Source organism: Nonomuraea sp. NPDC005983, from assembly GCF_040614375.1.
Classification (GTDB): domain Bacteria; phylum Actinomycetota; class Actinomycetes; order Streptosporangiales; family Streptosporangiaceae; genus Nonomuraea.
The window spans coordinates 1-12,813 of sequence record NZ_JBEXUP010000202.1 but is presented as its reverse complement, the minus strand read 5'-3'; the positions used below and the strand labels follow the sequence as shown (position 1 = coordinate 12,813).

Genomic DNA, 12,813 nt, shown 5'->3' with positions numbered 1-12,813 from the left:
CCCGCAGGTCGCCCGCGAGCGGGCTCCGCGTCCAGCGGTCCAGGGCGTAGGTGGGGCTGCCGGGGCCGGAGAAGACCCAATCGGCTCCGGTGACGTCGGAGGCCACCGTGACGTCCAGGCCGACGCTGCGGGCGAAGTACTGGCGGGCTCTGGCGGAGATGTCGGCCGCGTTCTCCTGGAACGCGTACGGGGTGTCGAGCAGGACGGCCCGCGCTCCGGCGCGGAGCCCGCGCGCCACGGAACGGTGGATCTCCACCATGGTCGGGCTCGTCTCGCCCGACCCCATCAGCACCAGCAACCCGGGCATGGCCGTCACCCTCTCTCTCGCCCTGCCACCGCTCCCACGGGACACTGCTGCGAAGGGCATGTTCCTGCACATGATGTGCAGGAAGTTGGGGCCGGTGACGGGAGGACACGTGGTCTCTGTCGAGACGCTCATGCTAAGGGCGGGGGCCAGCGGCGATCAGGGCGACGCGGATGGATTCGCGGGCGCGGGGTTCCCGACGCGGGCCAGGCGGCGGCCCAGCGACTGCATGGGCTTCTCCACGAAGCGGAAGGCCAGGGCGCTGACCGCCAGGATGACGGCCAGGGCCGTGACCGCCAGGGCGACCTGCACCGGCAGGGGCGCCCCGCGCAGGTCGCCGGTGATCTCGACGAAGAACTTGAGCAGCGGGTGATGCACCAGGTAGAGCGAGTAGCTGATCAGCCCCAGCCAGCTGAGCCAGCGGGGCACCCGCCGCCCGCGCAGTGCCATGCCGCCCGCGAACGTGGCCGCCGCCAGCGCGATCGTGGTGATCCACACGTCCGGCTCGACCAACCACCAGCCCGCCTCGATCGCCCAGATCGGGGCGATCGCCACGAAGGCCGTCGTGACCGCCACCGGCCACAGGCCGCCCGTGCCCCGCTCCCAGCGGTGGACGGCGGTGCCCGCGAACATGACCGCCACCACGGCCACGCCCAGCCACGGCACCCGGCTGCTCAGCACCAGCAGGGCCAGCGCCATCAGCCCGAGCGCGCACGCCGCCATCGTGCGCAGCCTGCCCGTCACCACGCATGCCAGCCCGGCGACCAGCGCCGCCGCCGACGCGTACGCCAGCCAGCCGCCCGACACCAGCGCCCCCGGCAGCACCAGCCCGGCCGAGACGGCGCCCGCGCCGAACAGCGTGGCGAGCAGGCCGCTGCGCTCGTGCAGCCGCACCGTGAACAGCGCGGTGACCAGCAGGTAGAAGACCATCTCGTAGGAGAGGGTCCACATGGTGTCGGTGACGCCGCCGACGTTGACCACGTCGAGCAGCATCGTCGCGTGCGCGGCCACCGCCGACCCGTCGCGCGGGACGGCCTCGCGCACCGGCACCCACCACGCCAGCGCGAGCACCAGCCCGATGACAGCCAGGTAGAGCGGGTAGAGGCGGAAGGCCCGGCTGATCCAGAACGCCCGCAGGTCGCCGTGCCGCTCCAGCGATGCCGGGATGATGTAGCCGCTGACCAGGAAGAACACCAGGATGCCGTAGACGCCCAGGTTGAACCAGTACGGCCGCAGCGAAGGCAGGAACCACGGCAGCAGATGCTCCGCGACCACGGCCGTCGCGCCGACGCCGCGCAGCGCGTCGAGCCAGGCGAGCCTGGTGGGGGCGAGGTTGCGCGGGGGCTCGGTCGGGACAGGTGCGATCGGCACCCGCCCCAACCTACCCGTCTTCCCTGGAGGAACGCTGTGTCCGCGTGCCGGGGAGGCCGGTCGTGGCGAGGGTGCCGATGCTCAGGTGTGGCTACGAATGATGAGGGTGCCGGTGGGTTGACAGGGCGGCGTGGTGGTCGGCGCCCGCCGGGCCGAGCGGGTCGGTGTGGACGGTCGCCGCCCGCAGCCGGGGCAGATCGTGGATGAGCCGGTGCTCGGCCCGCACCGCGACCGCGTGCGCGTCCACCATCGTGAGGTCGTGCCTGACGAGGATGTCCACCTCGGCGTGCAGCGCGTGGCCGATCCAGCGCAGCCGAACCGAGCCGACCCGCTCGACCCCGGAGACCGCGCGCAGGACGGCCTCGGCCTGGTCCACCAGGGCGGGGTCGACGGCGTCCATCAGCCGGTGGTAGATCTCGCGGGCGGCGTCCCGCAGCACGAACAGGATGGCGACGGTGATGAGCAGACCGACGATCGGGTCGGCGAGCGGGAAGCCGAGCGCCGCGCCGCCCGCGCCGAGCAGCACGGCGAGCGAGGTGAACCCGTCGGTCCTGGCGTGCAGCCCGTCGGCGACCAGGGCGGCCGAGCCGATCTGCCTGCCCACCGTGATCCGGTAGCGGGCCACCCACTCGTTGCCGAGGAACCCCGTGACGGCGGCTCCCGCGACCCAGCCGAGCGCCCTGACCGGCTGCGGTTCGACCAGCCGCGTGACGGCCTCGTACCCGGCGAGCACGGCGGAGGCCGCGATGATCAGCACGATGACGATCCCCGCCAGGTCCTCGGCCCGGCCGTAGCCGTAGGTGAAGCGGCGGGTGGCGGCGCGGCGGCCGACCGAGAACGCGATGGCGAGCGGCACGGCGGTGAGCGCGTCGGCGAGGTTGTGCAGGGTGTCGCCGAGCAGCGCGACCGAGCCGGACAGGACGACGATCACGGCCTGGATGGCCGCCGTCGTCATCAGGACGGCGAACGAGACGGCGAGCACGCGCAGCCCGCGGGCGCTGCCTTCCAGGGCGGCGTCGGTCCTGCCCACGCTGTCGTGGCTGTGGGGGGTGACGGCGTGCCACACCCTGGAGATCAGCCCCTCGCGCCCGTGCCCATGCCCGTGGCCGTGCCCAGGGGCGTGGGCAGTGGCGTGGTCATGCGCGTGGTCATGCGCGTGCCCAGTCGCGTCGTGCTGGTGGTGTTCTCGCTGGTGGTCAGACATGGCGGCCCCTCGCGTGCGGCGCGGACATCCCCCGTCAGGCCAGCATGTCAGGCCGGCATAAGGACGTCACCAGCCGACGCTGCCCTTGCCGGAGACGAGCGCGCGGGCGATGACCATCCGCTGGACATCGTTGGTGCCCTCGCCGATCGCCATCAGCGGCGCGTCGCGGTAGAGCCGCTCGACCACGTACTCCTGCGAGTACCCGTACCCGCCGTGGATCCGCATCGACTCCAGCGACGCCTTCAGCGCCACCTCGGAGGCGAAGTACTTGGCCATGCCCGCCTCCATGTCCACCCGGTTGCCGCCGTCGGCGCGGGAGGCGGCCCAGTAGGTGAGCAGCCTGGCGGCCTGGATCTCGGTGGCGAGGTCGGCCAGTTTGAGCTGGATGGCCTGGAACTCGGCGATGGGCTGCCCGAACGCGGTGCGCTCGCGGGCGTAGTTCAGCGCGGCGTCGTAGGCGGCCTGGGCGACGCCGACGGCGCGGGCGGCGATGTTGATGCGGCCGATCTCCAGCCCGCCGAGCACCTGCTGCATGCCGCGTCCCTCGACGCCGCCGAGCAGCGCGCCGACGGGCACGCGGACGCCGTCGAGCGCGACCTCACACGTCTCGGTGCCCTTGTAGCCGAGTTTGGGCAGGTCGCGGCTGACGCTGAACCCGTCGGCCGACGGGTCGACCAGCAGCACCGACATGCCCTTGTGCGCGGGTTCGGTGACGGAGGTCTTGACCAGCACGGGCAGCGGGTCGGCGTGCCGGGCGTTGGTGATCCACGTCTTGGTGCCGGTCACGACGTAGTGGTCGCCGTCGCGGACGGCCCGCGTCTGGATGCCCTGGAGGTCGGTGCCCGCGCCCGGCTCGGTGAGCGCGATGCCGGTGCGGCGGGCGCCGCTCGCCAGGTCGGGGAGGTGGAGGCGCTGCTGCTCCTCGGTGCCGTGCCGGGCGATCATCAGGCAGGCGAGCGAGTGGGAGCCGATCGTGCCCGCCACGCCCATCCAGCCGCGGGCGATCTCCTCGAAGACCAGCGCGTAGGAGACCATGTCGGCACCGAGCCCGCCGTACTCCTCGGGCACGGTCAGGCCGAACAGGCCCATCTGCTTCATCAGCTCGATGATCTCGCCGGGGTATCTGCCCGAGTGCTCCCATTCGGTGGCGACGGGCACGATCTCCTTGTCGACGAAGGCGCGCAGCGTCTCGCGGAAGGCCCGCTGTTCGTCGTTCAGCTCGAAGTCCATCCCTGCCTCCTGGGGGTCTCACAGCGGGCCGGTCTTGGCCTGGGGGAAGTAGCCCTTGTCGTGCGGCGCGTCGCGTTTGTAGACCATGACCGTCCGCTGCCACGACATCAGCTCGTCGCCGTCCTGGTTGAGGCCCCTGGTGCGGCAGGTGACGATCCCGGCGTACGGCCGCGACCTCGACTCCCGCTTGCCGGTCACCTTGGACTCGGCGTAGAGCGTGTCGCCGACGAAGACGGGGTGGGTGAGTCTGATGTCGTCCCAGCCGAGGTTCATGACGGCGGTCTGGCTCACGTCCATCACCGACAGCCCGAGGACGATCGCGACCGTCAGCCCCGAGTTCACGATGATCTTCCCGACGGGGGCCTTGGCCGCGAAGTGCGCGTTGAAGTGGTTCTGGTTCGTGTTCATCGTCAGCAACGTGAACCAGGTGTTGTCGGCCTCGCTGATCGTGCGGCCGAGTGGGTGCTGGTAGACGTCGCCGACCACGAAGTCCTCGTAGTAGCGGCCGATGCTGGCTTCGTGAACGGTCACGGGCGGCTCCTCGCAGGCACTCGTACAGAACATTATTACAGTGCCGTCGGCGACCGGGCGATCACGCGAGGAGGGGGGCGGAGGGGCGCGCCGTCGCGGCGGTCAGGCGCGGGCGGCGAGCGTGGCGACCACGGCGACGATGCGGGCGGCGCGTTCCAGCTCGGCACGGTGGAACCCGGGCCCGTCGGCGCGCGCCACCACCACGTGCAGGCCGTGCGCCGCCACCGGCAGCAGCATCAGCCAGAGCTTGTCGGACGCGATCGTGGCCGCCCGCGGCGGCACCTCGGGCAGCGCGAAGGCGTCCGGCGCGGCCAGGCTCGCGTGCAGGATCGCGTCACCGGCCAGAGCCAGCGACCACTCGGCGCCGCACAGCCCGGGCAGCGCGTCAACCAGCGTCGCGATCCCGCGTGACGGTTCCGCGGCGACGTGCATGAGCAGGTCGTAGTCGGGCGCCGAGCCCGGCACCTCCCTGGTCGGCCAGACACCCTCGACGCGGACTCCCGGGACCGCCGACATCCGGTCGCGGACCTCGTCCGCACCCACTGAGCCCGGCCAGGACACGGTGAAGTCGTCGACGGCCCTGCCGCCCTCGCGTTCGAGGACGGTGACCTGCAGGATGTCGGCCCCCAGGGCGCCGAGCGCCCTCGCGACCTGCCCCAGCGAGCCCGGCCGGTCCGGCAGCGACACCCTCAGTCGCAGCAGCATTGCCGCCTCCTTTCCAGAGGCTCTCACAGTGCCGCGCAAAGGTTTCGGGCACGTTCCATGGAGATGTCACGCATGCTGCGGATATTTCCCAGCATGCAGCGATTAATCCGGCTTTGTCGACCAGCACACACGCCTGGCCACCTGTGGTTTTCCCCAGCAAGCCGTGCGGCCCGCCTCATGGCCCGGACGGTACCCCGATTCCTAGCGTGTTCGACATGATCCTGACGAAGTCCATGACCCTCGCCCTCGCCCTGAGCACCGCGCTCACCGGTCCGCACGACTCCCTGCGGCAGCAACTCGACGACCTCGTGAAGGCGCAGGCCGTGTCGGCGGCGCTGGTCCTCGTCCGCGACGGCGGCGAGGACTGGTCCACCGCGGTGGGCTACCGCGACGCGCGGACGCACGCGCCCGCCGACGCGCGCGGCTACTTCCGGGTGGGCAGCGTGACCAAGTCGTTCGTCGCCACCGTCCTGCTGCAACTCTCGGACGAGGGCAAGCTCGGCCTTGACGACCAGGTGGACAAGCACCTGCCCGGCGCGCTCCCCGAGGGCAGCCCGATCACCGTGCGCCAACTCCTCAACCACACCAGCGGCCTGTTCGACTACGCGGGCGCGGGCATCCCCGGCTGGTCGGCCAGGGACTACCGCCCCAAGGAGACGCTCTACGACCAGACGCCGCAGGAACTGCTGGCCGTCGGCCTGTCGAAGCGGCCCTACTTCGAGCCGGGCGGCGGATGGCACTACTCGAACACCAACTACGTCGTCGCCGCCATGCTGGTCGAGAAGCTGACGGGGAAGCCGTACGCGCAGGCCGTCAAGGAACGCATCCTGCGCCCGCTCCGGCTGGAGCACACGCTGCTGCCCGGTCACGACACCGCGATGCCGCGCCCGCACGCCCGCGGTTACGCCCGCTACAACGGCCGGACAGTGGACGCGACCAGGATGAACCCGTCCCTGGAGTTCGGCGCAGGTGAGATGATCTCGACCACCGCCGATCTCGCCACCTTCTTCGACGCCCTGCTCGGCGGGAAGCTGACCAGTCAGTCCGCGCTCAAGCAGATGCGCACCACCCTGCCCGCCGCCGACGGCATGCGGTACGGGCTGGGCCTGCAGGAGTTCAAGCTGCCGTGCGGCGGCAGCGTGTACGGGCACAGCGGCGGCACGTTCGGGTACCTGACGTACGCGCTCAGGTCCGACTCGGGCCGCACGCTGGTCCTGTCGGCCAACCCGTACACCGGCCAGACTCCGGCCGACGCCCTGCCGAAGGCGCTCGGCACGGTGTTCTGCTGAGCGTCCCGCCCGGCCCCCGAGCCGGGCGGGCTCCATCAGGTCGTGCCGCTAGGCGAAGACGTCCTGCTGGTAGCGGCCCTGCTCGTCGAGGGCGGCCAGCCACGCCTCCCCGTCCTCGCCGGTTTTGTCACGATAAATCGTGATCAGGGCCTGCCGGACGGCGGGCGCCATCCGCAGCCCGTCCCCGCACACGTACACGTGCGCCCCCTGCCCGAGCAGCTCCCACACCCGGTCGGCGTGGGCCGCGACGGCGTCCTGGACGAACCTGTACAGATGCCCCGGCACGGCCGAGTACGCGACGTGCACCCGGACGGGCCCGGCCTCGGCCCAGCCCGCGACCTCCTCCCGGTACAGCCAGTCGTGCTCCGGGTGGCGGCACCCGGCGAACACCTCGGCGGGGCCCGTCGCCCCCGACAGGGCGCGCTCCTCCAGGAAGCCGCGCAGCGGGGCGAACCCGGTGCCGGGCCCGACCAGGACGACCGGCGTGGCGGGGTCGTCCGGCAGCCGGAACGGCGGCGCGGGCACCCTGATGTAGCCGTAGAACACCTCGCCCTCGGCCAGCCCGGCCAGGTAGGCCGAGCACATGCCGTGGTACTCGCCGCTGCCCGACCACGCGGGCCCCTCGACGACGCCCACGGTGATCCTGACCAGCCCGGGGCCGGCCAGCGGCGAGGAGGAGACGGAGTAGTAGCGCGGCCTGATCGGCCCGGCCATCTCCAGGAACACCGGCAGCGGCAGCTCGATCGCGGGGAACCGGTCGAGCAGCGCCAGCGGCGACAGCCGCTTGGCCAGGACCTCCTCGGCGTAGTCGGCGGTCAGCGCGGCAAGCTGCCCACGCGTCCACGGGCAGGAGGTGTGGGCGGCCAGCGCCTCCAGGTCCGCCCGGGTGGCGACCTCCTGCAGTTCGGCGAACTCCGTCAGCAGCAGCCCGGCCGTGACCGGCGTGTCCACCGGCAGGTGGGTGGCTCCGGCGGCGCGCAGCCGTACCACCTGCTCCCTCGGGACGCGCAGGCAGCGCAGCGCCCACTCCACCAGTTCGGGGTCGTTCTTGGCGAAGACGGCCAGGTGGTCGCCCGCTGAGTAGGTGACGCCCTCGGGCAGCCTGGCCACGATCGACCGGACTCCGGGGCGCGGCGCCTCGAGCGAGAAGTCCCACAGCCCGGACGGGTCGCCGGTCAGCTCCTCGGTCGAGACCACGGTCAGCGGGAACGCCTTCGAGGAGACGACCGCGGGCCTGACCTCGGCCTCCGACAGCACCTCCATCTCGTAGCGCGGCCCGGCGTCCTCGGCCGAGGCGCTGTAGACGTCGGCCACGGCGGCCCACAGCTTGGCGGTCCAGGCGGAGACGTCGCCGTCGAAGTCGCCGTCGGCGTCGGCCTCGCCCCGCTCGACCAGCGGAACGGCTCCGGCCGCCGTGAGCTTGTCGAAGGCGCGGCGCGGGAAGTCCTGGTAGGTGGGCCACTGGGTGTTGCCGCAGCCGAGCAGGGCCAGCCGCACCCTCGACAGGTCGGGCAGGCTCTCCAGCGCGTCGAAGCGCTGGGCGTTGTCGGGCGCCTTGCCGTTGTAGGACGAGGCGACCACGACGAGCAGCCCCTCCTGCGGCGGCTCCAGGTCGTCCAGGGTGGTCAGGGTGGTCGCAAGGCCCGCGCGCCCGGCCCGTTCCGCGAGGCGCTCGGCGATGTCGGCGCTGGTGCCGAGGTTGGAGCCGTAGGCGACGGTGAGCGCGACGCCGGTGACGGCGAGGTCCTGCTGCGTGCTCTCCTCGGCCGGCACCTCGGCGACGGCGACCCCGCGCTCGTGCGGCCTGCGCTCGCGCACCCGCACGGTGAACCCCTCGGGCTTGAGGGTGAGCGTCTGCTTGATCTTCATCCGGTAGACGGCGGGGTCGGAGACGGCGAACCGGCGCAGGATCATGGCCAGCGCCAGCCTGGCCTCGGTGAGCGCGAACTGGCGGCCGATGCAGGCCCGCTCGCCGTTGCCGAACGGCTTGTAGGCGGCCGGGTGGTGGTCTTTCTTGTTCTCGGGCAGCCAGCGGTCGATGTCGAACTCCTCCGGCCGCTCCCACGCCTTGGGGTGACGGTGCAGCTTCGGGAGCAGGACGAAGAGCGGCGTGTCCGCGGGCACCGGGAAGCCGCCCACCGTGGTGTCGCGCAGGGCGGTCACGCCGAACGCCGGGATCGGGGACCAGACCCGCAGCGTCTCCTCCAGGATGCGCGGGATCACGTCCAGCTTCATGATCGCCTCGTAGCCTGGCGGCTCGTCGCCGGGCAGCAGCCTGTCGACCTCGTCGTAGGCCCTGGCCAGGGTGTGCGGGTCGCGCAGCAGGTTGTACAGGGCGAAGGAGAGCAGGCCGCTGGTCGTCTCGTGCCCGGCGATCAGGAAGGTGAGCACCTGGTTGCGGATGTTCTCATCCGACAGCCGCCCGCCGGTCTTCGGGTCGGACGCCTCCAGCATCAGCCCGAGCAGGTCCTTCGCCCCGCCGCGCGGCTCCGACCTGCGCTGCTTGATGACCTCGTCGACCAGGTCGCGCATGATCCGGATGTCGTTGCGGTAGCCCTCGTCCTGCTTGCGCTTGAGCTTGGTGACCAGCGGGATCTGCCGGTTGCGCAGCATGGCCTCGGTCAGCGCGCCGCCCATGGCCTTCAGGAACGGGTGCAGCTCGGGCGAGTCGAAGGAGTTGAACCGGTAGCCGAAGCCGGTCAGCGAGATCACGTCGAGGGTGAGCCTGGTCATGTCGTCCGAGACCGGGAGGTCCTGCCCCTGGCGGGCGGCCCAGGACCCGACCAGTCGCTCGCCGACCTCCAGCATCTGCGGGTAGTACGCCTTCATCGAGCGCTGACTGAAGGCGGGCATCAGGATGCGGTGCGCCTGCCCCCACACCGGCTCGTCCAGCTCGGCGGTGAACAGGCCGTCGCCGGCGAAGTCGCGGACGATCGACAGGGGCGGCTCGATCCGCTTGCGGAACCTGCTCTCGTCGCACGCCTCGGCCACCAGGTCGGGGTCGTAGACCCAGAGCACCTTCCGACCGAGGAGCTCTATCTGGAAGATGCCCTCGTCGTACCTGCTCGCCAGCTCGTTGAAGTACACCATGGGCCCGTGCGCCGGGATCTGCAGGGTGTTGCCGAGCAGCGGCAGGCCCGGTGGGGCCGGGATCTCCTTCATGTAGCCTCCCATGAATTAGCCATACACCGTATGGCTGAAGCTACCATACGGTGTATGGGAGTGAGCGCGCGCAGGGGTGCCCCCCTGAGCCAGGAAGAGATCCGTGCGACGGCGCTGCGCATGGTGGACGAGGGCGGCGTCGAGGGCCTGTCGATGCGCAAGCTCGCCGCGGCACTGAACGTCAACCCGATGTCGCTGTATCACCACGTCGAGAGCAGGGAGGCGCTGATCGGCACGCTCTGCCACCTGGTGCCGGACGAGCTGCAACTCCCCCCGGACGACGGCTCACCCTGGCAGGACCAGCTCCGCTCGCTCGCCCTGGCCTACCACACGATGGCCCGCACCCATCCGGCCCTATGGGTCTACGTGCACAACCACCCGGAGATCGTCGCCGACAAGCAGAGCGGCCTCTGGCAGGTGCTGCATCGCATCCTGCGCGCCGCCGGGGTGCCGGAGCCGGAGCTGCGCCGCACCAGCGACGTGCTGTACGCCTTCGTCTCGGGGTTCGTGTTCTCCGAGACCAGGGGGCACCTCGACCCCGATCACAACCAGGAGGAGATCGACCGCGCCTTCGACACGGCCATCAACCTGATCATCTACGGGCTGTCCGGCCGGTGACGAGTTCCACGAGGTGGGGCCAGGCGGCGGCGCCCAGCGCGGCGTCGGCCTCGGGCATCCCGCCCTCGTCGTAGGCGACGTACGGCACCGGCACTCCCCGCCACGTCCAGGACGACCGCTGCGGCCTGGTGACGCCGTCGAGCCCGGCGCCGACGTTGGCCCAGGCCACCGAGGTCGGGGAGATCGCGATCACGGCGTCCAGCCGCTGGTCGAGCGTGGCCAGCAGGAGCACGGCCTCGGCACCCTTGGACAGCCCCAGCGCGGAGATCCGCCGTAGCCCCCGCTCCCGGAGCAGGTCGATCGCGGCCGTGAAGGTCTCCAGGGGAATCTCACAGATGCCCGGCGCCTGGCCGGGCCCGCCGAACCAGCGGATGGACAGCGCCGTCACGCCCTGCGCGGCCAGCACCCGGCACCGCTCGCGTTCGATCCGGCCGCTGGACCCGGACAGCACCAGCACCCCCGACCGGCCGCCATCCCGGGGCTCGGCCAGGAAGCCTTGCCACGGTGAGCCGATCTCCCGCTCCACGATCTCCGGCAGACCGCCGATCCGCCCGGTATCGTCCATGATCAGACGTTATCCGGCCGGGCGCTCCGCCGCAGTGGCGCCCGCCACACCCCAGCCCGGGATCTGGAAGCGCGCCGACAGCGAGCCGGGCGCGACCTGCTCGCCGCAGGAGCGGCAGACGACCTCCGCGTCCAGTGTGTCGCCGCACGCGTGCTCGAACACCACCGGCGGCCGGTCGGCCAGGTGCCGGTCGCCCCACTGCCTGAGCAGGTGCAGCACGCCCTGCAACTCCGCCCCCGCCTCCGTCAGCCGGTACTCGTACCTGGGCGGGCGCTCGCTGTAGGCGACCTTCTCCAGCACTCCCGCCTCGACCAGGTGGCGCAGGCGCGCGGCCAGGATGTCGCGCGGCGCGCCGATGTTGCGGACCATCGCGTCGAACCGGCGCACGCCGAAGAACACCTCCCGCAGCACCAGCAGGGAGTACTTCTCGCCGATCACGCCGAGCGCGCCGGCGATGGAGCAGGGACGTGCGGTCGTCATGCCCACCAGGCTACGCGGAGTGCGTTGGATTTCCCAACGCACCCGGGCTACACTGAGTCCAGTTTTCCAACTGACACAGGAGGACGCCGTGCGCGACGCGGTCATCGTGCAAGCCGTGCGCACCCCGATCGGCAAGGGCAAGCCGGGAGGCGCGCTCGCCGGGGTCCACCCGGTGGAACTGCTCGCCCACACGCTGCGCGCCTTGATCGACCGCAGCGGCGTGGACCCGTCCCTCGTCGACGACGTGATCGGCGGCTGCGTCGACCAGGTCGGCGAGCAAGCCATGAACACCACCCGCTACGCCTGGCTGTCGGCCGACTTCCCCGACTCGGTGCCCGCCGTCACCGTGGACCGGCAGTGCGGCTCGTCGCAGCAGGCCGTCCACTTCGCCGCGCAGGGCGTCATCTCCGGCGCCTACGACGTGGCGATCGCCTGCGGCGTGGAGTCGATGAGCCGGGTGCCGATGTGGTCGAACGTGCCACCGGGCGCCGACCCGTTCGGGCCGGGTGTCGCCGCCCGCTTCCCTGGCGGGCTCGTCCCGCAGGGCATCAGCGCCGAGCTGATCGCCGCCAAGTGGTCGCTCACGCGCGAGCAGATGGACGCCTTCTCCGTCGGATCGCACGCCAAGGCCGCCGCCGCCGACCTCACCGACGAGATCGCGCCCATCGCCGGGCTCACCAGGGACGAGTCGATCCGTCCCGGCACCACCATGGAGATCCTCGCCGGGCTCAGGCCCGCCTTCGCCGACCCCGGCTACGCCGAGCGCTTCCCGCAGATCGACTGGTCGGTCACGGCCGGCAACGCCAGCCCCGTCAACGACGGCGCGGCGGCCCTGCTGATCACCAGCGGCGAGACCGCCGCCAGGCTGGGGCTGCACCCGCTGGCCCGGCTGCACAGCTTCGCGGTCACCGGCTCCGACCCGTTGCTCATGCTGACCGGCGTCATCCCGGCCACCGAGAAGGTGCTGCGCCGCGCCGGGCTGCGGCTCGACGACATCGATCTGTTCGAGGTCAACGAGGCCTTCGCCAGCGTGGTGCTCGCCTGGCAGCAGGAGACCGGCGCCGACCCCGCCAGGGTCAACGTGCACGGCGGCGCCATCGCGCTGGGTCACCCGCTCGGGGCCAGCGGCGCCCGGATCATGACGACCCTGGTGCACGCGATGCGCCGGCGCGGCGCCCGTTACGCCCTGCAGACCATGTGCGAGGCGGGGGGCCTCGCCAACGCCACCATCCTGGAGAGCATCCGATGAAGATCAACGGAAGTGTCGCGCTCGTCACCGGCGCCAACCGCGGCCTCGGGGCCGCCTGACCGCGCACCCGGCCCCCGCCCCCCCCGCGGGGGCCGGGGGGGGGGC

Annotated in this window: 12 protein-coding genes; 3 read left to right on the top strand and 9 right to left on the bottom strand. The window is 71.8% G+C overall.

The window, feature by feature from the left end; genetic code table 11:
* The 6 genes from ABZ297_RS43620 to ABZ297_RS43595 all read right to left on the bottom strand — a co-directional run.
* The coding region (locus ABZ297_RS43620) for a hypothetical protein (protein WP_355359392.1) at positions 1 to 307 on the bottom strand (307 nt) is incomplete at its 3' end.
* Between the two features lie 156 nt (positions 308 to 463).
* Positions 464 to 1,675 carry an acyltransferase gene (locus ABZ297_RS43615; protein WP_355359389.1) on the bottom strand — a complete coding sequence of 404 codons (1,212 nt, stop codon included), beginning with the start codon at positions 1,673 to 1,675 and terminating at the stop codon, positions 464 to 466.
* A gap of 91 nt (positions 1,676 to 1,766) precedes the next feature.
* Positions 1,767 to 2,879, bottom strand: a complete 1,113-nt coding sequence (locus tag ABZ297_RS43610) for a cation diffusion facilitator family transporter (protein ID WP_355359386.1) — start codon at positions 2,877 to 2,879, stop codon at positions 1,767 to 1,769.
* A 66-nt stretch (positions 2,880 to 2,945) separates the two neighbouring features.
* The gene (locus tag ABZ297_RS43605; RefSeq protein ID WP_355359383.1) at positions 2,946 to 4,109 is read right to left on the bottom strand and encodes an acyl-CoA dehydrogenase family protein; all 1,164 of its coding nucleotides are present in this window, start codon (positions 4,107 to 4,109) and stop codon (positions 2,946 to 2,948) included.
* An 18-nt stretch (positions 4,110 to 4,127) separates the two neighbouring features.
* Positions 4,128 to 4,640 (bottom strand): MaoC family dehydratase, encoded by a 513-nt coding sequence (locus ABZ297_RS43600; RefSeq protein WP_355359380.1) that lies wholly within the window; start codon positions 4,638 to 4,640, stop codon positions 4,128 to 4,130.
* A gap of 102 nt (positions 4,641 to 4,742) precedes the next feature.
* Positions 4,743 to 5,345, bottom strand: coding sequence for an ACT domain-containing protein (locus ABZ297_RS43595; protein WP_355359377.1), 603 nt, complete (start codon positions 5,343 to 5,345; stop codon positions 4,743 to 4,745).
* 215 nt (positions 5,346 to 5,560) lie between these two features.
* Here ABZ297_RS43595 and ABZ297_RS43590 point away from each other — a divergent pair, with 215 nt between their 5' ends.
* Positions 5,561 to 6,634: a serine hydrolase domain-containing protein gene (locus ABZ297_RS43590; protein WP_355359374.1), complete on the top strand. Its 1,074-nt coding sequence runs from the start codon at positions 5,561 to 5,563 to the stop codon at positions 6,632 to 6,634.
* 48 nt (positions 6,635 to 6,682) lie between these two features.
* On the opposite strand, the gene ABZ297_RS43585 is transcribed toward ABZ297_RS43590, so the two are convergent.
* Entirely contained in the window at positions 6,683 to 9,796 is a 3,114-nt protein-coding gene (locus ABZ297_RS43585) for a cytochrome P450 (protein ID WP_355359371.1), read from the bottom strand.
* A 54-nt stretch (positions 9,797 to 9,850) separates the two neighbouring features.
* Here ABZ297_RS43585 and ABZ297_RS43580 point away from each other — a divergent pair, with 54 nt between their 5' ends.
* Positions 9,851 to 10,414 (top strand): TetR/AcrR family transcriptional regulator, encoded by a 564-nt coding sequence (locus ABZ297_RS43580; RefSeq protein ID WP_355359368.1) that lies wholly within the window; start codon positions 9,851 to 9,853, stop codon positions 10,412 to 10,414.
* On the opposite strand, the gene ABZ297_RS43575 is transcribed toward ABZ297_RS43580, so the two are convergent.
* Together ABZ297_RS43575 and ABZ297_RS43570 are read right to left on the bottom strand one after the other, a co-directional pair.
* Positions 10,389 to 10,979 (bottom strand): hypothetical protein, encoded by a 591-nt coding sequence (locus ABZ297_RS43575; protein ID WP_355359365.1) that lies wholly within the window; start codon positions 10,977 to 10,979, stop codon positions 10,389 to 10,391. The two genes, ABZ297_RS43580 and ABZ297_RS43575, sit on opposite strands and share 26 nt — an antisense overlap.
* A 9-nt stretch (positions 10,980 to 10,988) precedes the next feature.
* On the bottom strand, positions 10,989 to 11,459 hold the full coding sequence (locus ABZ297_RS43570; RefSeq protein ID WP_355359362.1) for a helix-turn-helix domain-containing protein: 471 nt from the start codon (positions 11,457 to 11,459) through the stop codon (positions 10,989 to 10,991).
* Positions 11,460 to 11,547: 88 nt separating this feature from the next.
* Here ABZ297_RS43570 and ABZ297_RS43565 point away from each other — a divergent pair, with 88 nt between their 5' ends.
* On the top strand, positions 11,548 to 12,708 hold the full coding sequence (locus tag ABZ297_RS43565) for a thiolase family protein (RefSeq protein ID WP_355359359.1): 1,161 nt from the start codon (positions 11,548 to 11,550) through the stop codon (positions 12,706 to 12,708).
* The last annotated feature ends 105 nt before the right edge of the window (positions 12,709 to 12,813 follow it).

Coding starts and splice junctions, on each gene's coding strand:
- ABZ297_RS43610 (WP_355359386.1), bottom strand. CDS start 2,879: ATGTCTGACCACCAGCGAGAACACCACCAGCACGACGCGACTGGGCAC.
- ABZ297_RS43605 (WP_355359383.1), bottom strand. CDS start 4,109: ATGGACTTCGAGCTGAACGACGAACAGCGGGCCTTCCGCGAGACGCTG.
- ABZ297_RS43595 (WP_355359377.1), bottom strand. CDS start 5,345: ATGCTGCTGCGACTGAGGGTGTCGCTGCCGGACCGGCCGGGCTCGCTG.
- ABZ297_RS43590 (WP_355359374.1), top strand. CDS start 5,561: ATGATCCTGACGAAGTCCATGACCCTCGCCCTCGCCCTGAGCACCGCG.
- ABZ297_RS43585 (WP_355359371.1), bottom strand. CDS start 9,796: ATGAAGGAGATCCCGGCCCCACCGGGCCTGCCGCTGCTCGGCAACACC.
- ABZ297_RS43580 (WP_355359368.1), top strand. CDS start 9,851: ATGGGAGTGAGCGCGCGCAGGGGTGCCCCCCTGAGCCAGGAAGAGATC.
- ABZ297_RS43575 (WP_355359365.1), bottom strand. CDS start 10,979: ATGGACGATACCGGGCGGATCGGCGGTCTGCCGGAGATCGTGGAGCGG.
- ABZ297_RS43570 (WP_355359362.1), bottom strand. CDS start 11,459: ATGACGACCGCACGTCCCTGCTCCATCGCCGGCGCGCTCGGCGTGATC.